24 protein-coding genes and 1 tRNA gene are annotated in these 26,460 nt (G+C 54.2%); 7 read left to right on the top strand and 18 right to left on the bottom strand.

What is annotated here, in order from left to right:
- Positions 1-506: 506 nt before the first annotated feature.
- The 3 genes from ABIE64_RS11025 to trxB form a co-directional block, all read right to left on the bottom strand.
- Complete coding sequence (locus ABIE64_RS11025) at positions 507-1,820, bottom strand: adenylate/guanylate cyclase domain-containing protein (RefSeq protein WP_354377468.1); 1,314 nt, start codon at positions 1,818-1,820, stop codon at positions 507-509.
- Between the two features lie 997 nt (positions 1,821-2,817).
- Positions 2,818-3,735, bottom strand: a complete 918-nt coding sequence (locus ABIE64_RS11020) for a LysR family transcriptional regulator (RefSeq protein WP_007089855.1) — start codon at positions 3,733-3,735, stop codon at positions 2,818-2,820.
- Positions 3,736-4,077: 342 nt separating this feature from the next.
- Entirely contained in the window at positions 4,078-5,028 is a 951-nt protein-coding gene (gene trxB, locus ABIE64_RS11015) for a thioredoxin-disulfide reductase (protein WP_354377467.1), read from the bottom strand.
- Positions 5,029-5,337: 309 nt separating this feature from the next.
- On the opposite strand from trxB, the gene ABIE64_RS11010 reads away from it, so the two are divergent.
- Positions 5,338-5,823, top strand: a complete 486-nt coding sequence (locus ABIE64_RS11010) for an Lrp/AsnC family transcriptional regulator (protein WP_354377466.1) — start codon at positions 5,338-5,340, stop codon at positions 5,821-5,823.
- Positions 5,824-6,086: 263 nt separating this feature from the next.
- Here the strand turns inward: ABIE64_RS11010 and ABIE64_RS11005 are convergent, their stop codons facing one another.
- From ABIE64_RS11005 to carA, 4 genes are all read right to left on the bottom strand, one after another.
- On the bottom strand, positions 6,087-6,563 hold the full coding sequence (locus tag ABIE64_RS11005; RefSeq protein ID WP_063093133.1) for a GNAT family N-acetyltransferase: 477 nt from the start codon (positions 6,561-6,563) through the stop codon (positions 6,087-6,089).
- 85 nt (positions 6,564-6,648) lie between these two features.
- Positions 6,649-7,122, bottom strand: coding sequence for a transcription elongation factor GreA (gene greA / locus ABIE64_RS11000; RefSeq protein ID WP_007089850.1), 474 nt, complete (start codon positions 7,120-7,122; stop codon positions 6,649-6,651).
- A 104-nt stretch (positions 7,123-7,226) separates the two neighbouring features.
- A complete protein-coding gene (gene carB / locus ABIE64_RS10995; protein ID WP_354377465.1) occupies positions 7,227-10,469 on the bottom strand; it encodes a carbamoyl-phosphate synthase large subunit in 3,243 nt (1,080 codons plus the stop codon).
- Between the two features lie 90 nt (positions 10,470-10,559).
- The gene (gene carA, locus ABIE64_RS10990) at positions 10,560-11,726 is read right to left on the bottom strand and encodes a glutamine-hydrolyzing carbamoyl-phosphate synthase small subunit (protein ID WP_110252748.1); all 1,167 of its coding nucleotides are present in this window, start codon (positions 11,724-11,726) and stop codon (positions 10,560-10,562) included.
- Between the two features lie 365 nt (positions 11,727-12,091).
- Between carA and ABIE64_RS10985 the strand changes: the two genes are divergently transcribed.
- The 4 genes from ABIE64_RS10985 to ABIE64_RS10970 all read left to right on the top strand — a co-directional run bounded on the left by ABIE64_RS10985 (position 12,092) and on the right by ABIE64_RS10970 (position 16,950).
- Positions 12,092-12,547: a GatB/YqeY domain-containing protein gene (locus ABIE64_RS10985; RefSeq protein WP_007089847.1), complete on the top strand. Its 456-nt coding sequence runs from the start codon at positions 12,092-12,094 to the stop codon at positions 12,545-12,547.
- Positions 12,548-12,691: 144 nt separating this feature from the next.
- Positions 12,692-14,584, top strand: coding sequence for a DNA primase (gene dnaG / locus ABIE64_RS10980; protein ID WP_354377464.1), 1,893 nt, complete (start codon positions 12,692-12,694; stop codon positions 14,582-14,584).
- Between the two features lie 117 nt (positions 14,585-14,701).
- Entirely contained in the window at positions 14,702-16,777 is a 2,076-nt protein-coding gene (rpoD, locus tag ABIE64_RS10975) for an RNA polymerase sigma factor RpoD (RefSeq protein WP_354377463.1), read from the top strand.
- Positions 16,778-16,873: 96 nt separating this feature from the next.
- Positions 16,874-16,950: transfer RNA gene (locus ABIE64_RS10970), tRNA-Ile, on the top strand.
- A gap of 75 nt (positions 16,951-17,025) precedes the next feature.
- On the opposite strand, the gene ABIE64_RS10965 is transcribed toward ABIE64_RS10970, so the two are convergent.
- The 11 genes from ABIE64_RS10965 to ABIE64_RS10915 form a co-directional block, all read right to left on the bottom strand.
- On the bottom strand, positions 17,026-18,111 hold the full coding sequence (locus ABIE64_RS10965) for a site-specific integrase (protein WP_354377462.1): 1,086 nt from the start codon (positions 18,109-18,111) through the stop codon (positions 17,026-17,028).
- Entirely contained in the window at positions 18,108-18,299 is a 192-nt protein-coding gene (locus tag ABIE64_RS10960) for a hypothetical protein (protein WP_354377461.1), read from the bottom strand. Before ABIE64_RS10960 ends, ABIE64_RS10965 begins: the two co-directional genes overlap by 4 nt.
- Positions 18,296-18,964, bottom strand: a complete 669-nt coding sequence (locus ABIE64_RS10955; RefSeq protein ID WP_354377460.1) for an ASCH domain-containing protein — start codon at positions 18,962-18,964, stop codon at positions 18,296-18,298. The genes ABIE64_RS10960 and ABIE64_RS10955 overlap by 4 nt, the downstream gene beginning before the upstream one ends.
- A complete protein-coding gene (locus ABIE64_RS10950) occupies positions 18,957-19,277 on the bottom strand; it encodes a hypothetical protein (protein WP_354377459.1) in 321 nt (106 codons plus the stop codon). The genes ABIE64_RS10955 and ABIE64_RS10950 overlap by 8 nt, the downstream gene beginning before the upstream one ends.
- A gap of 180 nt (positions 19,278-19,457) precedes the next feature.
- On the bottom strand, positions 19,458-20,171 hold the full coding sequence (locus tag ABIE64_RS10945) for a hypothetical protein (RefSeq protein ID WP_354377458.1): 714 nt from the start codon (positions 20,169-20,171) through the stop codon (positions 19,458-19,460).
- Complete coding sequence (locus ABIE64_RS10940; RefSeq protein ID WP_354377457.1) at positions 20,164-20,595, bottom strand: hypothetical protein; 432 nt, start codon at positions 20,593-20,595, stop codon at positions 20,164-20,166. Before ABIE64_RS10940 ends, ABIE64_RS10945 begins: the two co-directional genes overlap by 8 nt.
- Entirely contained in the window at positions 20,585-20,812 is a 228-nt protein-coding gene (locus ABIE64_RS10935; RefSeq protein ID WP_354377456.1) for a hypothetical protein, read from the bottom strand. The genes ABIE64_RS10940 and ABIE64_RS10935 overlap by 11 nt, the downstream gene beginning before the upstream one ends.
- On the bottom strand, positions 20,809-22,002 hold the full coding sequence (locus ABIE64_RS10930; RefSeq protein ID WP_354377455.1) for a DNA cytosine methyltransferase: 1,194 nt from the start codon (positions 22,000-22,002) through the stop codon (positions 20,809-20,811). Before ABIE64_RS10930 ends, ABIE64_RS10935 begins: the two co-directional genes overlap by 4 nt.
- Positions 22,002-24,650 carry a toprim domain-containing protein gene (locus ABIE64_RS10925; RefSeq protein WP_354377454.1) on the bottom strand — a complete coding sequence of 883 codons (2,649 nt, stop codon included), beginning with the start codon at positions 24,648-24,650 and terminating at the stop codon, positions 22,002-22,004. The genes ABIE64_RS10930 and ABIE64_RS10925 overlap by 1 nt, the downstream gene beginning before the upstream one ends.
- On the bottom strand, positions 24,638-24,919 hold the full coding sequence (locus ABIE64_RS10920) for a hypothetical protein (RefSeq protein WP_354377453.1): 282 nt from the start codon (positions 24,917-24,919) through the stop codon (positions 24,638-24,640). The genes ABIE64_RS10925 and ABIE64_RS10920 overlap by 13 nt, the downstream gene beginning before the upstream one ends.
- A complete protein-coding gene (locus ABIE64_RS10915; RefSeq protein ID WP_354377452.1) occupies positions 24,916-25,329 on the bottom strand; it encodes a hypothetical protein in 414 nt (137 codons plus the stop codon). Before ABIE64_RS10915 ends, ABIE64_RS10920 begins: the two co-directional genes overlap by 4 nt.
- 288 nt (positions 25,330-25,617) lie before the next feature.
- On the opposite strand from ABIE64_RS10915, the gene ABIE64_RS10910 reads away from it, so the two are divergent.
- Both ABIE64_RS10910 and ABIE64_RS10905 read left to right on the top strand, forming a co-directional pair.
- The gene (locus ABIE64_RS10910) at positions 25,618-25,809 is read left to right on the top strand and encodes a type II toxin-antitoxin system HicA family toxin (protein WP_354377451.1); all 192 of its coding nucleotides are present in this window, start codon (positions 25,618-25,620) and stop codon (positions 25,807-25,809) included.
- Positions 25,810-25,839: 30 nt separating this feature from the next.
- On the top strand, positions 25,840-26,238 hold the full coding sequence (locus tag ABIE64_RS10905; protein WP_354377450.1) for a type II toxin-antitoxin system HicB family antitoxin: 399 nt from the start codon (positions 25,840-25,842) through the stop codon (positions 26,236-26,238).
- Positions 26,239-26,460: the final 222 nt, after the last annotated feature.

The raw sequence follows: 26,460 nt of genomic DNA, 5'->3' as shown, positions 1-26,460 counted from the left end.
CTATTCACAAGGCAGATTAGTCATTGTCAGTCGAGGCAACGGCCAGAACCTTCTGTCCCCCCTCAAACGTCTTCTGGCCCGTTCTTTCATCTTCCCCCGAAGAAAGAACAATTGCAGACCTCGCTGATCGGTCTCCCCAAGACCATGAAGACCCCGAAAATGGGGCGGGTAAATCCCGCCCCTTCTTTTTTCCCGAACGGAAACAGGTTTTTCGCGGTTTCAGCTCCAAACTTTATTTTGCCCCAATTTGCCCCTGAATGGTCATTACCGGCCGGTTTTTACGCCCCAATTCAAGGGCATATTCACAATTGTCAGATGCGGAAACGCCGGTGAAGCGCCCCTCCCTCGCTACTCACCGGGACCTTTAAAATCACTGTCCCCCGCAGTGATCTGCACCCCAAGGTCAAGGCACCGTATCTGACCGGTCTCCCCAAGACCATCTGTCCCCAAAAAGCGTGGGGCGGGCAAATCGCCCGCCGCGCGCTTTTTCTTTGTGGGGCCTGACCCTAGAGACTGAAGATCGGTGTTGGCGTTTCGCGCCCACGCACGGTGACTTCACCGCGCGCCTGCCAGGCAAAACCTTCCTCGCAGGCCCTGACGGTATCCTCGGTCGCAAGGATGTAGCTGCCATATTGTTTGTTTAGCTGTTCCAGCCGGGCGGCAATATTGACATTGTCACCATGGACGGTGAAGGTCAGACGGTTTTCCGATCCAACCGCACCGATCACGATATCGCCGGTATTGATCCCGCAACGGGTTTTGAGCCTGCCGCCATGGCAAAATGTGGTTTCAGTACAGACCCGTGTGATATCGATTGCTGTCCGTACTGCGTTTAATGCGTGGTCGGGATCGGCTTTTACCGCGTTGAAGGTAATCAGCATTGCGTCGCCCTGAAACTGGGTGATCACGCCACCATGTTTATTGATCACATTGCTGGTCGCGGCGAAATATTCGTTGAGCATTGCAGCAAGTTCTTGCGGGCTCAGCTTTTCGGAAACGCCGGAAAACCCCTCGATATCGGTAAACATGATGGTGGCCCTTGCGGCTTCACCATCGCCAGGTTTGATTTGCTGGTTTGCGTGGGTAATGCGCGCGGCGACCTCGGGCGAGATAAAGCGTGACAGCTCGCTTGCCGCGATTTCATCTGTGACGGCACGGGTGAACGAACGTTGTGCGCGCAAAACTGCAATCGCCAACACGGTTGATACCAGAACAATGGCAATGATCTTGTCGATCTCGGCCCCGATCAGGATCGAATTGGATGTCAGATAGGTCACATAATCCCGCGTGATCATGCTTTGGCCGCGTTCGCTCCAGATCACATAGAATACCAGTATCAGCCAGCCAATTGCCGCCGTTGCGCCCGCCAGCAAAATATAACGCGGGTCAAACCGCAGGGTTCGCAGCGAGATGAAGATGAACACATAGATCATGGTCGGCGATTTGAGATAGAAGCTTGCCGGTTGCATATACTGGATATGGAAGCTCCAGATCAGGACCATCAGCAAACCAATATCGACAATAACCGACAGGGTCAGGAACCAGTTTGACAGGCTGCTGCGATAAGACAGTGCCAGTCGGATAAAGGTGAACAGGAAATATAGTCCCAAAGCCCATGGGACAGGATGAATTCCTGTGTTCATGAATGTTTTGGGAGAGACGGCGTAAAGGGTCGCAAAGATCGTCACCAGCAAGAGCTGCACCCAGCCGATCAGTTTTTCGCTGCCTTGCTGCTGATGGGCGATTGCATCACGCACACGGTCTGGCAGTTGATCCTGTGCCGGTTTGCCAAACAGGAACTGACCGATATTTTTCTGCATGATTTTTATCCCCGATTACCAGGCGCATATCCGCGCAAGCTTCATACTGCGTGGTTTCAGTGTGACTGCCAAGGTGAAGACGGTTGCAACGGGTCACAGTTGCGCGTGTTGATGGTGAAGATATCGTCAGGGCAAAAAAAAGCCGGGCAAATGAATGCCCGGCAAGTTTATCAGGGAGGCTTCACGTCTGGGAGACGTAGGACCCTTCTCAGGGCCCTGGGTATGCCGGGCAGGGCGCCCGGCAAAGACCGAAATTCGGTCAGGGAGAAAACTCTGTACCGCGATGCGGTTGTTCACCGCTGCGGTTCGAAGAGGAAGATAGCGTTTTTGACGGGAAACACCACTGTCAAATTGCTCATTCAGCCATGCGTAAATTGCATAAATCTTGGGCTGCGAAAATTTTTCCTATAAGTAACTGAAATATATAAAATATTTATGGATTCTAATGCGCTTGTTCCCAATCTTTTGATCAGTTTACTGCCGCTTAATTGTGCGAATGCGAAAAAAAAGCCGGTAGCTAGGGGAAGCTACCGGCAAGATCAACAGGGAGGCTTTAACGTCTGGGAGACGAGGAATCCAAGGAAGATTCCAAGCCGAATAACGTTTCGGCGGACGGATCATGCGGAGATCAGGAAAAGATGAAAGCGCTCTTCGCGTTTGCGGTCGCTAACAACTTCTGATGTGAATATACGCATATGATCTTACGCTTAAAAATAGAATAACGACAATCCAACCATGCGCTCAGTGCATGGCGAAAAAATGTCAGTAAATTGAAGCTATTATGACTGCGTTTTCTTGAAAGGCCCGATTTTGCATCCTGATAAACCTGCGCATCATGTCAGTGATTTGCTAATGCGCGCTCAGGTTTGGCCGTCGTCGGTATGTCATCGTGTGGGGTGCTGTAAATCAAAGGTTGTATTGTTTCGTTGAGACGCAAGAAAAAAGCCCCGCAACCAGATTTGGTGCGGGGCTTTGGATTCTCTTGGTGCCGTTTGCGTTAGTCAGCCGCGGCGGCGGCATTCACTTTTGCTTTGACCTTGTTGATTTCCTCGATCAGGAAATCACGGAACACCGCAATGCGTTTGGAATGGCGCAGTTCTTCGGGATAAACGAAATAGGCATCGAAACTTGGCCCTTCGAGTTCCGGCAGAATGCGGACCAGATTGCTGTCGGCGGGTAGCAGGTAATCGGGCAGGGCTGAAATACCAAGCCCGGACTCGGTCGCACGGAAGATACCATAGATATTGTTCAGCTTCAGGATCGGCCGCATGTCCGGTTTGAACTGCTGGGCGACGGCCATCATCCAGTTGACGTTGGAAACCGGCGGGCGCGCATCCGCACCATAAATGATCAGGCGATGATCTTTCAGGTCTTCGGGCTTTTTGGGAATGCCGAACTGCTTGATATATTCGGGGGATGCGAAGACATGATAACGCAGCGTCATCAGTTGACGCTGCACCAGATCAGCCTGACGTGGGGGCTGCATGCGGATCGCAACATCGGCCTCGCGCATGGCAAGATCGAGTTCTTCGTCGTTGAGTACCAGCGACAATTCGATTTCCGGATAGCGTTCTAGGAATTCGTTGATCCGCGGTGTCAGCCAAGTTGAGCCAAAGGCGACCGTGGTGGTGACCTTCAGCGGACCGCTGGGGCGTTCCTTGGATTCGCGAATTCGGGCTTCGGCCATGGAAAGCTTGGCAAACACATCATGGGCCGTGCGATACAGAAGTTCACCCTGCTCGGTCAGGATAAGGCCGCGGGCGTGACGGTGGAATAGCGGCACCTTGACGCTTTCTTCAAGTGCGCTGATCTGCCGGCTGACAGCCGACTGGCTCAGATTGAGATTTTCCCCCGCGTGTGTGAAGCTTCCCGCTTCCGCAACAGCGTGAAAAACACGCAGCTTGTCCCAGTCCATAGACCTGCTCCTAATGTCACTGTCGCGCTATTGCCGCAACAGTCCCCTGATACTTCTTTATCTTCTTCTTAGAAGCATTTGGTTTCCACACTGTTAAGCCGCATGCGGAATTGCTTCCAAACTGATATCATTAGATCAATATGAGGCCTTTGACGCGATCTGCAAGCAACCAATTGCGAAAGTGGTGATTTCGTTCACGCCGAATTCGTAAATGAACTCAGGGGATTGCCCGGAAACAGCGTATTCGTGCATTGCGAGCAAGGTTGTATTTCCGGGTAACGCACAGAAAAAAGGGGCACCATGAGCACCCCTTTATCATATCTGGTTCTCGTGTTGCCGTGTTTATTCGGTGTGCTCGGCAATGAACTTTTCGGCTTCGAGAGCTGCCATGCACCCCATGCCTGCTGCGGTAACCGCCTGACGGTAAATCTTGTCGGTAACGTCGCCTGCGGCAAAGACACCCTGAACATTGGTTGTGGTGCTGCCCGGTTTAACGAGGATGTAATTTTCGTCATCCATGTCGATCTGTCCTTTGAACACGGCAGTCGCCGGATCATGACCGATCGCAACAAAGAACCCGTCAGCGGTGATGTCTGTCAGATCGCCGGTTTTGACATTGCACACGCGAACAGCTTCAACACCATCCATCGGGCCGTCTCCGCCAAGGATATCGTCGATGACACTGTCCCAGACCACGTCGATTTTTTCATGTTTCAGCAGGCGATCCTGCAGCATTTTTTCCGCGCGCAATTCGTCGCGACGATGCACGAGCGTCACCTTCGAGCAGATCCCGGCAAGATAAAGAGCTTCTTCAACCGCGGTATTGCCGCCGCCAACCACCACAACCGGTTTGTTGCGATAGAAGAATCCGTCACAGGTGGCACATGCGGAAACACCGCGACCGTTGAATTTTTCTTCGCCCGGAAGGCCAAGCCAGCGGGCCTGTGCACCGGTTGAAATGATCACGCTTTGGGCAACATAGACATCACCCGAATCGCCTTTGCAGACGAAGGGGCGTTTCGAAAAGTCGACTTCGGTGATCAGGTCGTGAACCATTTTGGTTCCGACATGCTCGGCCTGCGCCTTCATCTGATCCATCAGCCACGGGCCCTGGATGACATCGGCAAAGCCGGGATAGTTTTCAACATCCGTCGTGATCGTCAACTGACCACCTGGTTGCAGGCCCATAACCATCATGGGTTCCAGATTGGCGCGTGCAGCATAAATCGCTGCTGTGTAACCGGCCGGGCCGGATCCGATGATGAGGACTTTGGTGTTATGTTCCTGGGCCATGTGCTTTGCATATTGTGGTCGGTGAAAAACAGGTTTCGAACATATGGGGTGATATGGCATTGCGCAACCGCCTCGCACGATGTTTTGCAAGGTTTTTGGAACGGTGTCCGATGATGCTTTTCAGCCTGACATTCCGATTGGCGGAAAATAGCGGTTTGCAACGTTTTGATACAAAATTGTGCAGTGCATTTGTACGCGTTACAAAAGGGCAGATTGCATTCTGCTGCCGAATATATTATTGCCAGCGTACTGGCCCCCTGTAATATTGTTTCGTCCGGGGTAAGTTCAGCGCACAGAATCGAGGGATAAATGCAACGGGTCAAACTCGACAAGATCGACCGCAGAATTCTGCGCGATCTCCAGGAAGATGGCCGCATGACCAATGTGGAACTTGCACGCCGTGCAGGTATTTCTGCGCCACCCTGTCTGCGTCGTGTCCGTGCGCTTGAGGAAGCCGGTTTCATTCAGGGCTATCATGCCGATGTTGATGCGCAGGCGCTTGGATATAATGTAACCGTGTTTGCGCTGGTCGGTCTTGCGAGTCAGGCTGAACATGATCTGCGCGCCTTTGAAGGCCGTGCTGCGGCATGGCCGGAAGTGCGCGAATGTCATATGGTTGCCGGTGAAATGGATTTCCTTTTGAAAATCGTTTCACACAGCTGGGACGAATATCAGAAGTTTCTGACAACCGAACTGACGGTTGCGGAAAACGTCAATCACGTGAAATCGGCACTTTCGATTCGTACCGCCAAAAGCCAGCCCGGCGTTCCGATTGATATCGAGGCCGAGGACTGAGCTGAATTGCATCAGTCCGATAGATAAAAACCGGCACCTTCGAGGTTGCCGGTTTTGTTTTGTCTGCGTGCCAGAAACAGGTTTGTCGTTAATCAAAGCGGAGCCAATCATGTGACTGGCTCCGCTTTGAGACGCCCGTTATCCCCCCGGCCGGGCGTCGCACGCTGTTGGTGTTCTCGATCTTTCCAGAACGATCATTTCAGAATAATGCCGAAAAATATTATGAATTCAATTCTTTGTCACGTGCTTGATGATCAGTGGTTTTATTGGCCAAGGTTCTTTAACTCATCCCCATCAATTTCATACTGCAGGGCGCCGGAGTTACGCGCGCCTAGCCGTTCGTAAAACCGGCAGGCGGCCTGGTTGCGATGCAGGACGGACCACCACATTGAAATATAGCCGTGATCCAAGGCGTATTTGCCAAGAGCCTTCATCAGTTTGTTGCCAACTTTTTCCGAACGCATGTCTGGCACAACATAAAGTTCGGTCATCCATAACCCGATTTTTGAATAATCCGGGTTATAGAACGGCTGAACGATCGCCTGTCCGACAGCGCTACGCCTATCCCATGCGATCAGGCTTTTGATCAGTGCCTTGGGCCCGAACATCATTTCATGGATGCTTTCGGTCGTATGGGGCGGATTGTCGTAATCAAGTTCGACATGCAGGGCATTGGACATGTCGGCGACATGGACGCTGTCTTCCGGGCGGGCGTGGGAAATGATGATGTCAGGTGTCATGGCAAATGCTTGTGCAGGGTATTTGGATCAAAAAAAACGGCCCGATAAACATCGGGCCGTACTTTCGCAAGATATCATAACCGGATCAGGCGAATTCGACCTTCAGGATCTCGTAGCTCTTCGTGCCCCCAGGCACGGTAACTTCTACGGATTCACCAACAGCCTTGCCAATCAGCGCACGGCCAATTGGGGATGTTGTCGAAATGCGACCGGAATTGATATCTGCCTCGATCGGGCCGACGACCTGATAGGTGGTTTCCTCGTCGGTGTCCTCGTCGACAAGATGCACGGTCGCGCCAAATTTGACGACCGATCCAGCCAGCGACTTGATATCGATGACTTCGGAGCGGCTAAGAACATCTTCCAGTTCGGCAATTCGACCTTCGCAGAAGCTCTGTCGTTCACGCGCGGCATGGTATTCGGCGTTTTCCGAGAGATCGCCATGCTCGCGCGCTTCCGAGATCGCCTTGATGATTTCAAGGCGTTCGACGGATTTGCGGTGCTTCAGCTCTTCTTCGAGGCGCTGATGCCCTTGCGGGGTCATAGGTACTTTTTCCATCGCGCTCACAGCCTATTCTTATTAGCGATCGATACTACAAAATCGACCGCCCGGCAGATACCGCCGGGCGGTCTAAACTCGTTGAACGGGTTCGAAAAGGAACCTCAGTACTCGTCCCCAAGATATTCCTGAACGGGTCGCACTGCAAGTGCTCCGCGTTTCAGGTTGTCGATGGCACGCAGGGTGGCGCGGGCACCGGCAATCGTGGTGTAGTACGGAATATCGTTGCTGAGTGCCGTCCGCCGGATCGAGAAACTGTCGACCACAGCCTGTTTGCTCTCGGTGGTATTGAATACCAGGTTGATATCGCCGTTCTTCATCATGTCCACGATATGGGGACGTCCTTCCTGTACCTTATTGACCGGGGTGACGTCCAGCCCTTCTTTTTCAAGAGCTTCGGCAGTGCCATGCGTCGCAACAATCACAAAGCCAAGCTCGATCGCGTCGCGTGCGAGTTGAACAGCGGCCGGTTTGTCATAGTTTTTGACTGACATGAAGATCTTGCCAGATTGCGGCAAATCGTGACCCGCCGCCATCTGGGCCTTGGCAAAGGCGCGACCGAAATCGGTATCAAGGCCCATGACTTCGCCGGTTGAGCGCATTTCCGGGCCAAGCAGGGTATCGACACCCGGGAAGCGGTTGAACGGAAGCACCGCTTCCTTGACCGCAATATGCTTGAACGGACCTTCGTTGATCTTGAAGTCCGAAAGCTTTTCGCCTGCCATGATGCGCGCGCCGATTTTTGCAATCGGGTTGCCGGTGGCCTTGGCAACAAACGGAACAGTACGCGAGGCACGCGGGTTGACTTCGATCAGATAGATCACATCACCCTTGATCGCGAACTGCACGTTCATCAGACCAACAACATCAAGCGCCTTGGCCAGTTGCACGGTCTGTTCTTTCAGGCGATCAATCATGTCCTGACCGAGCGAATAGGGCGGTAGCGAGCAGGCACTGTCACCGGAATGGATACCGGCTTCCTCAATATGCTGCATGATGCCCGCGACAAAGACATTTTCGCCGTCCGAAACCGCGTCGGCATCAATTTCAATCGCATCCTGAAGGAAGCTGTCGATCAGAACCGGGCTTTTGCCCGAAACCTGAACGGCTTCGGTCATGTAGCGCAGCAGGTCTTCGGTGGTGTGAACGATTTCCATCGCACGGCCGCCCAGTACGTAGCTTGGGCGGATAACGATGGGGTAACCGATGCCTTCGGCGATCTTGACGGCTTCGTCGACCGAACGGGCAATGCCGTTGGCCGGCTGTTTCAGGCCCAGCTTGTGGATCAGTTCCTGGAACCGGTCGCGGTCTTCGGCAAGGTCGATGCTGTCGGGGCTGGTGCCGAGGATCGGAATGCCGGCCTTTTCAAGGGCGGCTGACAGTTTAAGCGGGGTCTGGCCGCCATACTGAACGATCACACCCAGAAGTTCGCCTTTGCTTTGCTCAAGCTGGCAAAGTTCGATCACGTCTTCGGCCGTCAGTGGTTCGAAATACAGGCGGTCCGAAGTGTCATAGTCGGTGGAAACCGTTTCCGGGTTGCAGTTGACCATGATGGCCTCGATACCGACTTCACGAAGCGCATAGGCCGCATGCACACAGCAATAATCGAACTCGATGCCCTGACCGATACGGTTCGGACCACCGCCAAGAATGATGACTTTCCTGCGATCGGTGACTTCGGCTTCGTTTTCCGGTTCAAAGAAACCGTCGCCTTCGTAAATCGAATACATATAAGACGTGCGTGACGGGAATTCGGCGGCACAGGTATCGATGCGTTTATAAACCGGGCGAAGTTCCATCGCGTGACGGATCGCGCGAACGTCGTCTTCTTCCATGCCCACCAGTTCCGCGAGACGCGCGTCCGAGAAACCGAGTTTCTTGAGACGCAGCATTTCCTGCTTGTCCTTAGGCAGGCCTTTGGCACGAACCTGTTCTTCTTCGGCAACCAGCATTTCGACCTGGCGCAGATACCATGGGTCAAACTTGGTCGCCGACTGGATTTCCGAAAGAGTCAGACCGTGACGGAATGCCTGTGCCGCATAAAGAATGCGGAACGGCATCGGTTGCGTCAGTTTTGCGCGGATCGCGGCCTTGTCCGGCGCACCTTCGATTTTCACTTCGTTCAGACCGGTCAGGCCGGTTTCCATCGACCGCAGGCCTTTCTGAAGGCTTTCGGCAAACGAGCCGCCAATCGACATGGCTTCGCCAACCGACTTCATCGCAGTCCCCAGAAGCGCTTGGGCACCCGGGAATTTTTCGAAGGTGAAGCGCGGAATTTTGGTGACGACATAATCGATGGTCGGCTCGAACGAGGCCGGGGTCACGCCGGTAATATCGTTATCAAGTTCGTCAAGCGTGTAACCAACAGCCAGTTTGGCCGCGATTTTGGCAATCGGGAAGCCGGTCGCCTTGGACGCCAGTGCAGACGAACGCGACACGCGCGGGTTCATTTCAATGACGATCAGGCGGCCATCATCGGGGTTGACCGCGAACTGAACGTTCGAACCGCCAGTATCCACACCGATCTCGCGCAGGACCGCCAGCGAGGCGTCGCGCATGATCTGGTATTCCTTGTCCGTCAGGGTCAGGGCCGGGGCAACGGTGATCGAATCCCCGGTATGAATGCCCATCGGGTCGACGTTTTCGATTGAACAGATAATGATGCAGTTATCCGCGTGATCACGGACGACTTCCATCTCATATTCTTTCCAGCCAAGAATGGATTCTTCGACCAGAACCGTATGGGTCGGCGAAATCGCCAGACCATTACGAACGATCTGTTCGAATTCTTCGCGGTTATAGGCAATGCCGCCGCCTTCACCACCAAGGGTGAAGCTTGGCCGGATAATGGCCGGAAGTCCGGTGGTTTCAAGGGCGACAACGGCTTCTTCAAAGGTACGGACCATTGCGGAACGCGCGCTTTCAAGGCCGATCTTGTCCATGGCTTCGCGGAAAAGCTGACGGTCTTCGGCTTTTTCGATCACGTGCTTTTTCGCACCGATCATCTCGACGCCATATTTATCAAGCGTGCCATCGTCATAAAGTGCCAGCGCGGTATTCAGTGCTGTCTGACCACCCATGGTCGGCAGCAGGGCATCCGGGCGTTCCTTTTCGATGATCTTGGCAACCATTTCAGGCGTGATCGGTTCGATATAGGTCGCATCGGCCAGATTCGGATCGGTCATGATCGTCGCCGGGTTCGAGTTGACCAGAATGACGCGATAGCCTTCTTCCTTCAGGGCCTTGCAGGCCTGTGCACCGGAATAGTCAAATTCGCAGGCCTGACCAATGACAATCGGGCCGGCACCGATGATAAGGATGGATTTGATATCTGTACGTTTCGGCATGTCTTTTTCCGCTTTTGGCGTGGCGGGCGCGATTGCTGCACCGCCCGAAATTAAGTCCGTAAATCGCTTGTCGCTGATGTCGTCGCGCTATCAGGCTTTCGCGTCTTCGATCAGGCCAACGAAACGTTTGAACAGGTAATGGCTATCGTGCGGTCCCGGGGATGCTTCGGGATGGTACTGAACCGCAAAGACCGGCTTGTCTTTCAGGCGAAGCCCGGCAAGGGATCCGTCAAACAGGGAGAAGTGCGTTGCTTCAACATTGTCGGGCAGGCTGTCCTTGTCGACGACAAAGCCGTGGTTCTGGCTGGTGATTTCGACGACACCGGTTGTGGTGTCCTTCACCGGATGGTTCGCACCGCGATGGCCGACATCCATCTTTTTGGTTTTCGCACCAAGGGCGAGTGCCATCATCTGATGACCAAGGCAGATGCCGAAAACCGGTTTGCCGCTGTCGATCAGTTTTTTAATGGTCCGAACCGCATATTCGCCGGTTGCCGCCGGATCGCCGGGGCCGTTCGACAGGAAAATCCCATCAGGGTTCATCGCAAGGATTTCTTCGGCGGACGTCGTTGCCGGAACAACCGATACCTTGCATTCAAGGGCGGCAAGATTGCGCAGGATGTTGCGTTTCACACCGTAATCGATGGCAACGACATGGTGTTTGGCATTGCCCAGTTCGCCGTAACCGCCTTCGCGGGTCCAAAGCGTCTGATCCCAGTCATAGCCTTCGGTGCAGCTATTGTCCTTGGCAAGGTCCATGCCTTCAAGGCCCGGCCATTCATTGGCCTTGGCGATCAGGGCATCGATGTCGAACTTGCCATCCGGGTTGTGGCAGATCACACCGTTCGGTGCGCCTTCGTTACGAATGCGTTTGGTCAGGCGGCGGGTGTCTATACCGGCAATGCCGATCCGGCCATGTTTTGCCAGCCAGTCATTGAAATGACCTTGTGAACGGTAGTTGGACGGCTCGGTAATGTCCTGGCGCAGGATGCAGCCAAGGGCGACGGGGGTGGTGTTTTCGATATCCTCGTCATTGGTGCCGACATTGCCGATATGGGGGAAAGTAAAAGTGATCATCTGCCCGGCATAGGACGGGTCGGTCATGATTTCCTGGTAGCCCGTGATTGAGGTGTTGAAGCAGACTTCACCAACAACCTCTCCTCGGGCACCGGCGCCTCGTCCCCAGAAAACAGAACCATCGGCAAGTACCAGAACGGCAGAAGCACCAGGAGGCGGGGTGTGCGTGGGCGCTGACATTGGCGAATGTCCTTTCGATCTTTCCACGGTGAGACACGGAGTCTTTATATATAATAATTACGAGCAGGCCGAGAAAAACGGCCCAATTCCCCTGCATATCGGGCATGCGGACATGGCAAGGTATCCCCAGTCGCATCTACCGGAACGCCAAAAGACGTCGGTACAATATGCTGAAAGCGGGTAAAAACCTCATCCCGGCAGGCAAATTGGCGGATGTCTACGGGAGTCGTGCTGCCCTGTCAAGGATGCATCCAAACTTTTATTTTTCCTTTTAAATCAATAAGTTAAATGGAAAGGTTTTCTTTGCCTAGATGGCGCTTTTGGGGTATGTTCGCTCCTTTCTTCCACAGAATCAGAGATAAGCCATGCTGCGATCGCAGCTTACAGACGCTTTGAAAAAGGCCGTCCTTGCGAAGGATGCCGTATCCGTGACCACCGTGCGCCTGATCCTGGCAGCACTCAAGGAACGCGATATTGCGGCACGCGGCGAGGGGAACACCGATGGCATTTCCGACGAGGAAATCCTGACCCTGCTGCAGGCGATGGTCAAACAGCGTCGCGAAAGCATCGAAATGTACACCAAGGGCAATCGCCCCGAACTGGCGGCACAGGAAGCCGCAGAGATCGGTGTGATTGAGCGGTTCCTGCCCAAACAGATGTCTGATGATGAAATCGAGGCGGCTGTCAAAGGTGTGGTTACCGACCTTGGCGCGACCTGCCTGAAGGATATGGGCCGGACGATGGCAGCACTTCGCGAAAAATACGCCAGCTGCATGGATTTCGGCAAAGCCGGCGGTGTTGCGAAAAAACTTCTCGGCTGATTTCGAGAATAGCTATTTTTAATGGAAGCCGGGCGTGTAAAATCGTCCGGCTTTCGTCGTCCCTAAGCCCGGATTCCAGACAGTGGAACAATAAAAGGGTAGGATGGGATTTGGTATCAACATGATCACGGGATCGGGACAATCATGAGCTTTCCCCAGTCGTTTCTTGACGATCTGCGGGCACGCGTCGGACTGGCGGATATTGTCGGTACGTCGGTGAAGCTGATCAAACGCGGTCGGGAATATTCTGGTCTGTGTCCGTTCCATTCCGAAAAATCCCCGTCTTTCACGGTCAACGAACAAAAGGGTTTTTATCACTGCTTTGGCTGTGGCGCGCATGGCGACGTGATCAGTTTCGTGATGAATACGCGTGGCCTGACCTTTGTCGAGGCAGTCGAAGTGCTGGCCAATCAGGTCGGCATGGATGTTCCCAAACCATCCCGTGAAGCCCAGGAACGTGAAAAAAAGGCGAAGACACTTTACGAAGTGATGGAAGCAGCCTGTGTATTTTACGAACGCGTGCTTCATATGCCCGAAGGCCGCGAAGGGCTTGAATATTTTCGTCGTCGCGGGCTTGATGACAAAACGATTGCCGATTTTCGACTGGGCTTTGCGCCCGATAACCGCGGGGCGCTCAAGGCTGCCCTCAAGCGCGAGGACTTTGACGAGTCCCTGATGATCGAGGCGGGTCTTCTGATCGAGCCCGAAGATCAGGGACGCCAGACCTATGACCGATTCCGTGGGCGTGTGATGTTTCCGATCCTTGATCGGCGTGGCAGGGTCGTCGCTTTTGGCGGGCGTGTCATGGGTGACACCAAGCCGAAATATTTGAATAGCCCTGATACACCCTTGTTTCACAAAGGCCAGCTCCTTTATGGCCTGCCTCAGGCGCGTGAAGCCAGCCAGCAGGATGCGCCGATCATCGTGACCGAGGGTTACATGGATGTGATAGCCCTTCATCGGGCCGGTTTCCGCGGGGCAGTGGCGCCTCTTGGAACTGCGGTCACAGAGGAGCAGATCGGCGAGCTTTGGAAAATGACCAACGAGCCGATCCTGTGCCTTGATGGTGATGCCGCGGGTAAGCGCGCTGCGGTGCGTGCCGCGGAACGTGCGCTTCCGATTCTGCGTCCAGGGAAATCATTGCTGTTTTCCATCCTGCCAGAGGGCGAAGACCCCGATAGTCTGATGGCCGGGGCAAACGGTTTTGCCAATTTCCGCAAGATCCTCGATATGGCGGTGCCGCTGGCCGAACTGGTCTGGCGTATGGAGGTTGCCGGGCGGGCAACCGATACACCGGAACGCCGTGCCGCCCTTGAGGCCGATATTCAGAAACGCATTTCGGCAATCGGTGATGATGCCGTCAGATCGCAATACCAGTCGATGTTTCGTGATCGTATCTGGCAGTTGTTCAAGGGGGATCGTACCACAGGCGGAGCAGGGCGCACCGCGCGCAGTAGTGGGACATACCAGAACAAAAAATTTGCCAGGGGTGGCAAGGGCGGAAAAAAAGACTATTTCTGGGAACCAGCGGGCAAAGCTGTTCCGGGGATGTTGCGTCCGCCCATGCATAAGCGACGGAGCCTACAGGATTGCATTTTGCTGGTGACGCTGATCAATCATCCGCATTTGCATGATGATGTTGGCGAACGGCTCGGAATCTACTCTTGTGCTGACTCCGAACTTGACAATCTTCGTCGTGCCGTCTTAAAGCTCCTTGACGGTGATCCCGGACTTGATTCCGATGCAATCAAGGCCCATTTGGAGCGCGACGGGCTGTCAGAGACAGTTTTGCGGGTGGTAGGTGCGGATATTTTGGCGCACGCCGCTTTCGCTAGGCCCGAAACGCCGCTCGAACGGGCTCGCGCGGGTTGGGAACAGGTTTTTTCTATGGCTGTAAGCTCCCTGGAGGACGAAGAGGCAAAATACGCCGTCCGACAGTTGGCAGCAGATATCAGCGAGGAAGAATGGGAAAGATTTTCGCATAGACGCGACGATCTGGCCCGGCGCCGGGAAAAAGTGTTTAAGCTCGACGACTGATCGATGCATGCGTTTGTGTGCGGGATCGGCGTTCGGGCTATTTGTGATTTGCGCTGAGCAAAACAGTGCTTGGGATAACAACGGTACGAACTGTACCCAGCGGGAAACGGGGAATAGATGTCGTCTAAGACTTCGAACGCTGAAGAGAAAAAGAACTCTTCTGAAACCGCAGACGGACCTCTTCTCGATACATATAAAGCGGCCATCAAGAAGCTCATTGCCAAGGGCAAAGAGAAAGGCCACATCTCGGTCGATGAATTGAACGCTGCCTTGCCGTCGGAGCATTTTTCCTCCGAGCAGATCGAAGACGTGATGAGCAATCTCAACGAGATGGGCATCAATGTTATCGATGGTGAAGATGGGGACGACTCGGACGACGATGACGAGAAAGACTCGGATCCGAGCGGCAATATCTCTGAAGATGATGTTGGCCGTACCGATGATCCGGTCCGTATGTATCTGCGTGAAATGGGCAGCGTCGAGCTGCTGTCGCGCGAGGGCGAAATTGCCATTGCCAAACGTATCGAGGCTGGCCGTGACATGATGATTGGCGGGATTTGTGAATCCCCGCTGACCATTCGCGCGATCGTCAACTGGCATGACCAGCTTCAGGCTGGCAATCTTCTGCTTCGCGATGTGATCGATCTGGAAACCACTTATGGTGGTGGTCCGGATGCGGAGATCGCAGCCGCAGAAGGTGACGAAGCCGAAGAAACCGAAGGCGATGATTTCGAGGCAGCCGCCGTCGAAACCGATGCCGACGAAGACGAAGAAGCGGAAACCGAAACGCCAGAACCGACCGGTGCGCCAGCCAGCGACGAGGAAGAACAGGACGACGACGAAGAAGAGTCGGACGAAGATTCCGAGGGTTCTGAAGGCGAAGGTGATGGCGACGATGAGGACGATGACGAGAACGAACAGGTCAACGTTTCGCTTTCCAAAATGGAAGAGGAACTGACCGAGCAGGTTCTTGAGAAGTTCGAACTGATCGCCAAAACCTATGAGAAATTGCACAAGGCACAGGAACAGCGCCTTGTCGCGATGAACAAGGGCGAAAGCGTTCCGGCGGCGACCGAAAAACGTTATGCCAAGCTGAAGGGCGAGATGGTCGACCTGATGGAAGATGTTCATCTGAACAACTTCCGGATCGAGGAGCTGCTTGATCACCTGACCGGCCTGAACAACCGTTTGCTCGGCCTTGAAGGCAAGCTTCTGCGTTTTGCCGACCGTTGCAAGATCAAGCGTCCCGATTTCGTCAAACAGTATCAGGGGCATGAACTCGACCCGAACTGGATGGAACGCGTCAGCGAATTGCCGGGCAAGGGCTGGAAAGCCTTTATCGAACGCTACCCGGATGAAATCGCGCAGCTGCGTGAACAGGTTGGCGGTGTTTCGGCCGAAGTCGGTTTGCCGATTGGTGAATTCCGCCGTGTTTACGGTGTCGTCAACAAGGGCGAACGCGAAGCGGCACGTGCGAAAAAGGAAATGATCGAGGCCAACCTGCGTCTCGTGATTTCCATTGCCAAAAAATATACCAACCGCGGTCTTCAGTTCCTCGACCTTATTCAGGAAGGCAATATTGGCCTGATGAAGGCGGTGGACAAGTTTGAATACCGCCGTGGTTACAAATTCTCGACCTATGCGACCTGGTGGATCCGTCAGGCGATCACGCGTTCCATCGCCGATCAGGCCCGTACGATCCGTATTCCGGTTCACATGATCGAAACCATCAACAAGCTGGTCCGTACCTCGCGCCAGATGTTGCATGAAATCGGTCGCGAGCCGACCCCGGAAGAGCTGGCAGAAAAACTGCAGATGCCGCTTGAAAAGGTTCGCAAGGTTCTGAAAATTGCCAAGGAGCCAATCTCGCTCGAAACCCCGATCGGGGACGAGGAAGACAGCCATCTTGGCGATTTCATCGAGGACAAGAACGCCGTTCAGCCGCTTGATGCTGCGATCCAGGCCAACCTGCGTGAAACCACCACGCGCGTTCTGGCATCGCTTACACCGCGTGAAGAACGTGTTCTGCGTATGCGTTTCGGGATCGGCATGAACACCGACCATACCCTCGAAGAGGTTGGGCAGCAGTTCTCCGTGACCCGCGAACGTATCCGTCAGATCGAGGCAAAGGCGCTGCGCAAGCTCAAGCATCCGTCGCGCTCGCGCAAATTGCGTTCATTCCTCGATTATTAAAAAATCTTGCGAGGTTCTGGCTTGACCTTGGCCCGAAAATCGCTAGTTTTCGGGACCGCGCCAAACGATTGGCGCGGTCTTTTCCATTCCCCTTGGGGGCCCGTAGCTCAATTGGTTAGAGCCGACCGCTCATAACGGTCTGGTTGGGGGTTCAAGTCCCTCCGGGCCTACCATCCCTAAAAATAATCGTTGATATTCAATGATTTAAGCGGAAAGTGCCCCACGAAAACAATCGTCGTGGGGCACTTTTACCATTCCATGCCTTCCAATTTGCGCATGGCGGTTTGAGCCAGCTTCTTTCGGCTGGCGGCTTTTGTGTATATTTCGGATGTTTTTGCTTCGCTATGGCCATGGATGCTCATGATCTCGTATGTCGTGCATCCTTCTTCGGCAAGCAATGTGCCTGCGGCCTTCCTGATCCCGTGGCTTGACAGATGTCCCAAACCGGCATCAACACACCATTTTTTAAAGCGGTTGCGCAGACCTTCTGCAGACTGATAGGGGCGACCGTATTCGGTCATAAGGTAGCTCTCCCCGATGACCGTCATTCTTCTGGTTGCCTTCAACAAAGGCGGAAGCATTGGAATCTCGACAAACGCAGAACCCTTTTTCTTGGGATGCCAGGCAAGCCAAGGTTCACCATCGATCAGAACTTCATTGCCGCGACCAAGGCGGTATGCATCACTGATCCGGCAGGCCGTGAACATGAATAGTGTCAGGCATAGATGGGCTGCGGTACCGGGGACGTGGGTGGTGCGGTACTTGCGCAAATCATCAACGGTCCACGCAATGGCACCTTTGCTGGTCATCCGGGGTTTGGAGATATCTCGCGCAATGTTGGTTTCAAGGTGGCCAGCTTCAAAGGCCCATTTATATAGGCCCCGAATGGCCTTGACCATGTTGGCCGACTTTCCGGGCGTTTTCATCAGTCCATTTCGGATTGATAGCATGCGGCTGGACGGCATTCGCATGGAAAAATCGCCATAACTCTCGCCTTTGTCTGTCTTCATTGACAGCATTTCGCGCAAAAGGCTTTCGCGCTGATTTAGGGTCAGAGGCGATGCCTGGTCTGTTTTTACCATGTCGGATAAATGTGCGAGGTAGCCATTTACCAGCCATGCCAGTGAATGACGGACAGTGCGATCAACCAGATCCGGTTCGGGTGGCAATTCGATCCCCGCCCGCGCCGCGTGGTAGTGTTCCATGAAAGCCGGATGGTCCGGAGCGACGTGCAAGCGGATCTTTCTGGACGGGTTGCCTTCGACGCGCACGCGATAACGCACCTGCCCCGAAGGCAATTTCTCTGCCCAAAGTCCCGCTAATTTGATCTTCAATCGTCCAGCTCCGGCCAAGCTAAAGGTCCGGTAGTTTCTGCTTGAAGTTCCGGTTCGTCAATTGGTCCGAATTTGATACGGACCTTGTCGGTCGTCATTTCCAGTTCAGAAATAATCAGGCCACACGAAGTTGCGACCTTAAGTGCACGTTTTAATTCGGTCTCTGTCACTGTTGCGCGGCGTGTCATGCTGTGGCCCTCACGGAATCCCAATCCACGTCCGGTCGGAAAAATCCGGGCATCCCACGGCAGGGAACGAACGGTATCGGTCGCGGGTTGGCCAGCACATATCCATATGAGCCAAAGAACCATTTGCTATCGGATTCCGATACGCAATCAACAATATCGATCGTCCCGATCAGTCCGCCGACCGGCAAGCGCAAACGTTCGGCAAGTTCCTGACCTTCTTCCTCGATCGTCAAAGCGGAATGAACAAAGATCGTGCCGCGCACCTTGGTGCGACGGTCCCGGTTTTCGATGTCTTTGCCTTCGAACAGGATCCGGTGGCCCCAAGGTTGGCGAACGCTCAAGGCCAGTTCGGGAAGCTCTTCAGGCAGCGGTTGCCCTTCCCAGAATATCCGGTTATTCCAATGTCCGATTTCACTATTTGCAAATTCGAGACGGTTGGTCATCACCTGTAGCTGATGGCGCATTTCTTCCCACCTTGCGCGGCTTTCCATGATGCCGATTTGCTGTGACCGGGAAAGAAGCGCCATTTCATTTGATGTTGGAATGCTGCTTTGCGTGGTCGACTTCAGTGCGCGGCGAAGTTCGAATATCTCATGATGCAAGGTTTTTGTTTCGAGTGTCAGGGTCGCGATTGCATGCTGTGCATCTTGGATCAGTTCATTCATGGCTTGTTTCTCCCGCCATGGCCTTTTCAGCAACATCCGCTGCCTCCAAAAGTGCCTGCGCTAGAAGACGTGCGCCTGATGCGGTTGTATGAATTGTTTCTTCTGCACAGATTTCAGTGAAATCACCTTCAACCCGGAAATCATCAAGGCAATCAGGGTCTGGCTGCTGGATTTCGATCAGGCATTGAACGGCGGTGCTGTTGAACGTGAATTTCCGATGAACTCCGACGACAATTGACTGGTGATCATCCCACGAGGTGATGTCGACCAACGGATTAATGATCTCTTTCTCAAAAACGACGTTATCGGCCATGTCAGATATTCTCCCTGTTTTTGGCATCCATGATTGCCAATTCCAGAAGGGTTGGCGGTAACTCGGAATGACGGCCGGCAGCTTGAAATGTTTTCCGGCACAACGGGCAGACGCCCATATCGACTTCCAATGCAAAAGGATCTGTCGTTAGCGGACATGGTTCGGAAATAGGGCAATCAATCATTCCGCAGCCTCCGCAATTTCCTGTTTGCCTGATACGATATCGCTCAAATCAAACCGTTCCTTGTCGGTCGGATGGATGAACGCTTTGCCATGCAGGCGCGAGGTGATTGGTGGAACGTGCCCTGGGCGCAGGAATGGCCATTCCCAGACGAACCAAGCAAAGGATTGCTTGCCCCGTGTGGTCGTGCCTTCGAATGCAGCGGGATACATCGTGATCCGGTCGATGAAAGCGTGAACGCGGGCGGGCGGATAGTTGATGAAAAGCCCGTCGTCCAGATTTCTGTCTTCGGACAGCAGGTATCGAAGATCTAGAAGGCAGCACAGTTTCCCACCTCGCGGCCCTGCTTCTGTAAGCAATTCGATGCCATGGCGTATGATCGCCGTCGCAGCACGCGCTTTTCCGATCCGCTGGCCATAGAGGCGGCCATAAGGCGGGTTGCTGAACAGGTTGGGCCTGATCAGCTCCCGTTGTTTCAGAAAGTCCCGGTTTCCAGTTACGGGAAAATAGGTTTTCTGACCGGACACATCGCCAATTGTTGTGGCCACCACGTTTTCAGGTCCAACGATGTCCGCTGCAGTCGCGGCAAGGATGCCATCACCAGCGCAGAATTCATGCAGGCCACCGGGGAAACTTTCAACCGACGCGAGGGCGCGAAACGTGCAAGGTGTCGACCGATAGTGATCGTCGAGAGGGCGGACGGGATCAGGCATCAAATCCTCCCTCGGTCGAGAACAGGTCACCAACCGCCATCTTGGAACGACGGGTAATGGCCGCATTTGCCCTGCGCATTGGTGCGTCGTGGATGTTGTGGCATCGCTGGCAAAGGGCTGCGAGGTTCTCCGGTCGACAGTCAGCGGGATCCGGATTGTCAATGTGCGCGATTGTCAGCACGATCATCACCACCCGGTGTGCCGATCCGCGATGTTGCAGATTAAAAGGGGTTTTGTGGTATCCGGCCTTTTGCAACGGGTGCTTTCCAAGGGCAACAAATTCGCCCTTTGAGGTGCGTATTCCCCAAGCGTGATTCCGCACCCCACACCATTCACAGCGATTGCCGGCACGATCGAGGATCGTTTTTCTGATCTCGTTCCAGTTATCAGGGTACCGCGCACGATTTTCAGGACTAATCGGCATAGCCGTTTCCTCCTTCAATCGACGTGATGCAGATGTTTTGAGCGGTCACGGGATCGGTGTCGTCCATAAGGTTTTCATCGTCCCATGTGACAACAAGCTGCACCTGAAGGTCGCCGATCAGGCCAAGCAAGGCGCGGCCTTCTATCGCGCCATGGTTATGGATATTGCGGATTGTGGTATTGACTACGGCTTCGAGTTTTTCAGCGTTGATGTTCATGATTGTGCCTCGCCTGATAGGTCGTTAATGCAGTTCATCGCCTCAGTGATGAAGGTTGTTGCCAACTCGGCATTCAGTGCGTTTCCGTATCCTTTCAGAGTGCCGCGCCGATAAGTTCTTGCTGCACGAATTGCCAGTCTTTCCTGTTCGGGGCGGCCTCGCTCCAAGCCTTGGGTAATCCCTGAAGCCAGCGGGAATGTTCCGGGTTCAACTGGCCGCCAACGTTCATCCCTGCAGAACAGCCAGTCAGCATCTCGCCAGAAGCCGTTAGTCGGGCCGGGCCGTTTTCCGTCGACCAATTGGCAAGTGCCGCTGCATGATTGAGTGTCAAATTTTGAGGTGTTGCCATCAGGGACGGTTTCCGATTGGCATCGGTCGTCGTGGGCGTCGGCCACCCTGCCAACTGCGATGCAGTTTGAAGACTGAGGCCGCCCGATTTCATGCGCTTGGCAATGGCAAAGTCCGTTCCGCCAAGAGACGCCTTCGGCGTTGGCCATGAAGTCAACCGTGTCTGTTGCACAAGTGAAGCGCCGCTCATGTTGGCCGTCTTCTGTCCCGCTCGTCGGCAGTCCGTGGCACTCGGAGTTATCCAGCTTGCAAGCTGCGCCGTGACATCCAGTTGGTCGGTCGAGAATTTGCCGTTTCGGATCCGGCCTCCCGTGTATCCGCCCTTGAAGTCTGTTGCCGATACTGTAGGCCACGAAGTATGAGCGTTGCCGGATGTTCGGCGCACCGACGCCCGCAGAGCAGATATCGGGCGCTGCAAAGGCGTAGTTCGTTCCTTCCATGTCAGCTTGAACAAGGTCGAGCCAAGCGAGGCCATCGGTGCTGCTAACCTGTTCACCAAAGACCGTGTCAGGGCGGCACTGTGCAATGTGGAAGTGCCAGTAAGACCAAAGGTGCCGCTCGTCATCAAACCCCTTTCTTTGGCCTGCTTGGCTGAAAGGTCCGCAAGGGCAGGATCCGGTCCAGACAGGTCTATCGTCGGGCCATCCTGCCCGTCGCAAGGCGTATGACCAAACTCCGATCCCGGCGAAGAAATGACATTGGGTGTATCCTCTGAGGTCAGCTGGTCGAACATCGACAATTGAACGTTCATCCACGTCTCCGGGTGCTATGAGATCCAAATCAATGAGGTTGCGAAGCCATTGGGCCGCATAGGGATCAATCTCGTTGTAATAGGCGGTCATCACTTCCCCTCCCTGCTGAAGATCCAGCATTTGACCGTGTTTTTCGGGAAGGCCTTGTTGTGGCTGCGAACGGCCTTGATCTCGCGGAAGCGGCGGGTACGCGATTGCTTCAGCATCTTTTTGAGATCCTGAAGGGGTGGCAGTTGCTGGTTGTGATGATGTGCGACCGACTGCATGTGGTTGAGGTTCACCGCAATCGTGTTTTCGAGCGCCATCGAATGATTTAGTTTTTCATCACCAAGGTAGTCATAGGCTTCCCAGAATTCCTCGATCATCGGGTGATCGGCAGAGATTGCCTTCTGGCGCATGACCGCTGCCATCTTCAGGGCATCAAGCGTTTCTTCCAGCCGGTCCTTTTGCATGTTGGTCAATTCTGCCAAGGCTTCTACCAGCGCCATCAGCTGCGCATGGTTCTTGGCAATTCGGTTTGACCGCAGGTCCGGGAATTTCATCAATTCCGCTTCCCAATGGGATGTGCGCTTAAACACATGTTCCAAAACCTGATTTTCACGGGTCACAGCTTTGATCAGGAAGAAACTGACGTGTTCCACCGGCATGGACGCCAGCGCGTCTGCAGCCCCCTTTGAAGCGGGTGTGTGGCCGCTGGTGTCAAAGGTGGTGTGGATAATGCGCTGCATGATTGCTTCGGATGCATTCACAGCTGCGTTCTGGCTGATCACGACCGATCCCCTGAAAGGCGGTTCGCTGGTTTCGTTGCCGCCGTTCTTCAGGCCACGCGCACGGCTGGCGCGTCCGTTGTAGGCGGTCTTGAGTTCATCCCAATCAAACTGGCGGGCCTTGGCGCTATCTTCGCGGTCACTTTCGATCAGGCAGATCGGAAGGTTCGATACCTGAGAGAAAATGCGGGCGCGGGCGGCAAGGGTCGATTTGTTCGGATCAAAGCCCTCGTAATCGGATCGCCCGACCAGCTTCCACAGGAATTCAATCAGGGTGGATTTACCGGCCCCGGCTTCACCAACGATTTCAAGGAATGGGTAGGATTTCTGTTTTGCGCGGATCTGTTCGGCAAACAGGCTGCCAAGGAAGAATGCCGTGGCAATCAGTCCCTTGGCCCCATAGGCCGAATAAACCAGCTCTGGCCATTTATCGTTATAGTCCGTGGCTTCCCCGATATGCAGGTGCAGGGACTGGTTCAGTGATTTGATAGAGGTCTTGCCGACTTCAAAAAAGTCTTCGTCATTGATCTCGACAACCTTGCCGGAATAAACGGCGCGGTCGTTGAAAACATAGACGCCGTGTTCCTTGGAATAGCCGATGAAATCGGTCGTTTCGACAATCTTGATGTTGTCGAGATAGTGCTTGACCAACCAGTTAAGCTGCACCGAATTGCCGGTATAAAGTGCGCCAGGCGCTATCGACAGCAGGCGCTTTTTGAATTCGCTGGCCGTGGCGACCTGACCACCGGAAAAGGTGTTCTTGATCGTATGCCGGCCGTGCGGGAATTCAATGCGCGTGTAGTACCAGCTTTCGTCGGTCTGTTTGTCCTGCTGGAAATACAGGAACTTGAAATTGCAGTTGGCGATTTCCTCAAGGCGGGCGGCTTTGTAAACGGCCTTGCGTTCGGCGTCGACCCCGGTGACACCGTTATCCGCCTGTTGCGTCATCATCGCGTTGTAGATTTCGGCAACGACCGTGAACCAGTAGGTCCGGGTTTCAAACTCAACCGCAAAATTACGGCTTTTGTACCGCTCCCAGACCAGAAGCGCCTTATCCATTGGCGATTTCGCCAGAAGCAAATCACCATGGAACCGGTACCGGGCGATGTCCTTGTCATTCAGGGCATTCGCAAGGTGCGCATCGTTCCAGTCCGTTTTTTTGCGGTCGGTCTGGGGGATCAATGCAGCCTTGTTGATCAGGCTGGTGCTGTTCTTTTCGACATGGCGGACGCATTTGTTGATGTGGCGTCTGCCTGCCGGGTCGTTATCCATCGCCCATATCAGGGTGATGTTTTTGTTCTTCAGCTTGTCGAGTTCGATATCCGGCAGATTGTAGGCCGATAGGATTGCCGCAGCCTTATGGCCATGGACCGCCAAGGTGGCGGCATCAATGCAACCCTCGACAATCCAGAGTTCGTCCCCGTCCTTCAGCTTCTGACCGGGCGGTGTCCACCAGCGGCCCTTATAGGGAACGGTGCCGAAATTGGCGCGACGGTCATCAACCTTTTTCGTGTTGGGGTCCGTGATGCGAACGGTTTCAATCAACCGTTCCATGAATATGCCTTCGCCGCGGCTAATGTCGAATACCACCGTCGCGGTGTCACGATCACCCCATCTGTGGCTGAACTTGCCCTGCCGGTACCAACCCTTTGTTTTTTTCGGATCAAGCCCGCGCACGAAGTCCATATAGCGATCCGCTGTTCGGTTCGGATCCTCGGTCGTGGCCGGATATCGTTCGTTGAACTTGCCGAACGCATCGGGATAAAGGTCTTTGACGTTGGCGGTGTGGCCGCACCGGTTTTCGCGGCCACATTTGATCACCCATGGGCTGGTTGCCTTTACAAAAAGTTCCCGCTGGTTGCAGGAAGGGCAACGGCCCTGCCGCAGCCAATCCTTGACCGGTTTAAATCCATAGTCCGCCGTCAGGCGTGAAACGACTTCGAGCCTGACATCATCCGTCATTTCGCGCATGTCTGGCCCCGTTCCGCCTGTAGGTGTTCAATCATTCGGTTGGCTTTGTGCCGATAAGGTTCCAGCCACGGATAAAGCGCGGTTGTCTTGTCGATGAAGTGGTGCGGCGGCAGGTCAAGCCTGCCAACCGCGATAAAATCAAGGATGTATCCGGCGCAGGATGTTGCGCCCTTGCTGTTGCGTGACAGCGCATGCAGGAAGGATTCCGCTGCACCGAATGCCGCCCATGTAAAGGCCGCGTCGGATGTGATTTTAGGATCGGGCGTCATTGGGCACCCCCGTCCATCGGCCATGCCAAAGGCTGGCGCGGGGTGGTGTCGATCTGGTCATCCAGATCGGCAATGGTGTTTTCAAGCGGGGGAGTGACCATAAGGCATGCCGTGGTGGCCATGCGGGCGATCGAGGCGGCCTGTTCCTTGTGCCCGCCCTCGATCAGAAGCGCGATGCCTTCAAGGCCGTCGTAAAGCTGATTAAGCAGCATCGCTGCCTGTTCAACTGTTTCAAGCTGATCAAAGGAAATGAGTTTGTCGGTCATGTTGAAGCCCTCGTGATAGCGTTTCAAAACACCACCAGAGAGGCTTTCCACGACCACGCTGGCGGCGGGAAGGTAGAAACCTGTCACGAGGCAGGCGCGCGGCTTTCCCCCGAAGGGTGTTGTATCGCCTGAGACCGTTTGCACGGACCCATATTCCCCAGCTTGCACTGGAAAACACGCCTTCCCGCCATAAGCGAGATGCTGTGCCCGGAAACCGGACACAAAAATAGCCGCAACTAACGTGACGGCTAACCGTCGTGACAAGGAGTTTCTACGCTCCCTCGGCAGATTTATCCCGCCGATATGTTGGACCATACGCCTGTTGCGAAATGTCGTCAAGTATAAAGAGTGTGCGTTATGCACATTTCCGCTTGACGCGCCGCACGTGAGTGTGTAGATTACACACATCAACGAGAGGCAAGAGGGGGCGCAGTGCCAAGCAGTCGAGAGATTATCAAGAAGGTAGAGGCCGTCGGATGGGTTCATGACAGGACAAAGGGCGATCACTGGATTTACAAACATCCCGATCACCCGGCACTTCTGACAATTGTTCATCCGCGCAAGGACAACCCACCGGGTTATGTCCGGGCGCTCGAAAAGATTTCTGGTGTGAAGCTGCGTTAAGCAGCTTCCCCAGCGGAGGGAAATAGGGAAATGGATCGCAATTACACTGCTTTTGTCATCAAGGATGATGACAGCTATACCGTTATGTTCCCGGATTTGCCGGGATGTATCACATTCGCTGACACGGTGGATGGCGCATATGCCAATGCGCGTGATCTTCTGCCTGTCTATTTGGAAACCATGCGGGACAACGCGATGGAAATTCCGTTGCCGACACCGTTCGAAACGATTGAACCGGATGCCGACGATGCCGATCTGATCGTTGGTAAAATTCTGGTTCCGGCAAAGATGCCGGGCGTGATGGTGCGCACCAATATCACGCTGGATTCCCATCTTCTTGAAACCATCGACCGGATCACGACCAATCGATCCGCGTTTTTTGCCGAACTGGCCGAACGCGAGATCATGAGGCGCACAACGTCCGCATGATAATGTGGTGATCGAAGTTGAAGTTTTCTGCATTGTGGTTTCTTTCCATCGGGGTGATGGGGACATCGTTGCAGAAAAATCGAGTGATCTACCCCTTCTAACGGGCGAAATTCTGCCTGTAACGGGGGAGCGGGCGATATTATGTGCGCAATTTGATCCCGGCTGCTTTTGCAAGGAGAGGCCCGTGCCCGACAAGGCACGGGCTTTTTCGTGGTGGAAACT

The organism is Thalassospira sp. MBR-102, from assembly GCF_040549275.1.
GTDB lineage: Bacteria > Pseudomonadota > Alphaproteobacteria > Rhodospirillales > Thalassospiraceae > Thalassospira > Thalassospira xiamenensis.
This window is presented reverse-complemented; position numbering and strand designations above follow the sequence as displayed.

Excerpts from the sequence above, each read along its gene's own strand:
- ABIE64_RS11025 (WP_354377468.1), bottom strand. The coding sequence starts at position 1,820 with ATGCAGAAAAATATCGGTCAGTTCCTGTTTGGCAAACCGGCACAGGAT.
- ABIE64_RS11020 (WP_007089855.1), bottom strand. The coding sequence starts at position 3,735 with ATGGACTGGGACAAGCTGCGTGTTTTTCACGCTGTTGCGGAAGCGGGA.
- trxB (WP_354377467.1), bottom strand. The coding sequence starts at position 5,028 with ATGGCCCAGGAACATAACACCAAAGTCCTCATCATCGGATCCGGCCCG.
- ABIE64_RS11010 (WP_354377466.1), top strand. The coding sequence starts at position 5,338 with ATGCAACGGGTCAAACTCGACAAGATCGACCGCAGAATTCTGCGCGAT.
- ABIE64_RS11005 (WP_063093133.1), bottom strand. The coding sequence starts at position 6,563 with ATGACACCTGACATCATCATTTCCCACGCCCGCCCGGAAGACAGCGTC.
- greA (WP_007089850.1), bottom strand. The coding sequence starts at position 7,122 with ATGGAAAAAGTACCTATGACCCCGCAAGGGCATCAGCGCCTCGAAGAA.
- carB (WP_354377465.1), bottom strand. The coding sequence starts at position 10,469 with ATGCCGAAACGTACAGATATCAAATCCATCCTTATCATCGGTGCCGGC.
- carA (WP_110252748.1), bottom strand. The coding sequence starts at position 11,726 with ATGTCAGCGCCCACGCACACCCCGCCTCCTGGTGCTTCTGCCGTTCTG.
- ABIE64_RS10985 (WP_007089847.1), top strand. The coding sequence starts at position 12,092 with ATGCTGCGATCGCAGCTTACAGACGCTTTGAAAAAGGCCGTCCTTGCG.
- dnaG (WP_354377464.1), top strand. The coding sequence starts at position 12,692 with ATGAGCTTTCCCCAGTCGTTTCTTGACGATCTGCGGGCACGCGTCGGA.
- rpoD (WP_354377463.1), top strand. The coding sequence starts at position 14,702 with ATGTCGTCTAAGACTTCGAACGCTGAAGAGAAAAAGAACTCTTCTGAA.
- ABIE64_RS10960 (WP_354377461.1), bottom strand. The coding sequence starts at position 18,299 with ATGACACGCCGCGCAACAGTGACAGAGACCGAATTAAAACGTGCACTT.
- ABIE64_RS10955 (WP_354377460.1), bottom strand. The coding sequence starts at position 18,964 with ATGAATGAACTGATCCAAGATGCACAGCATGCAATCGCGACCCTGACA.
- ABIE64_RS10950 (WP_354377459.1), bottom strand. The coding sequence starts at position 19,277 with ATGGCCGATAACGTCGTTTTTGAGAAAGAGATCATTAATCCGTTGGTC.
- ABIE64_RS10945 (WP_354377458.1), bottom strand. The coding sequence starts at position 20,171 with ATGCCTGATCCCGTCCGCCCTCTCGACGATCACTATCGGTCGACACCT.
- ABIE64_RS10940 (WP_354377457.1), bottom strand. The coding sequence starts at position 20,595 with ATGCCGATTAGTCCTGAAAATCGTGCGCGGTACCCTGATAACTGGAAC.
- ABIE64_RS10935 (WP_354377456.1), bottom strand. The coding sequence starts at position 20,812 with ATGAACATCAACGCTGAAAAACTCGAAGCCGTAGTCAATACCACAATC.
- ABIE64_RS10930 (WP_354377455.1), bottom strand. The coding sequence starts at position 22,002 with ATGACCGCCTATTACAACGAGATTGATCCCTATGCGGCCCAATGGCTT.
- ABIE64_RS10925 (WP_354377454.1), bottom strand. The coding sequence starts at position 24,650 with ATGCGCGAAATGACGGATGATGTCAGGCTCGAAGTCGTTTCACGCCTG.
- ABIE64_RS10920 (WP_354377453.1), bottom strand. The coding sequence starts at position 24,919 with ATGACGCCCGATCCTAAAATCACATCCGACGCGGCCTTTACATGGGCG.
- ABIE64_RS10905 (WP_354377450.1), top strand. The coding sequence starts at position 25,840 with ATGGATCGCAATTACACTGCTTTTGTCATCAAGGATGATGACAGCTAT.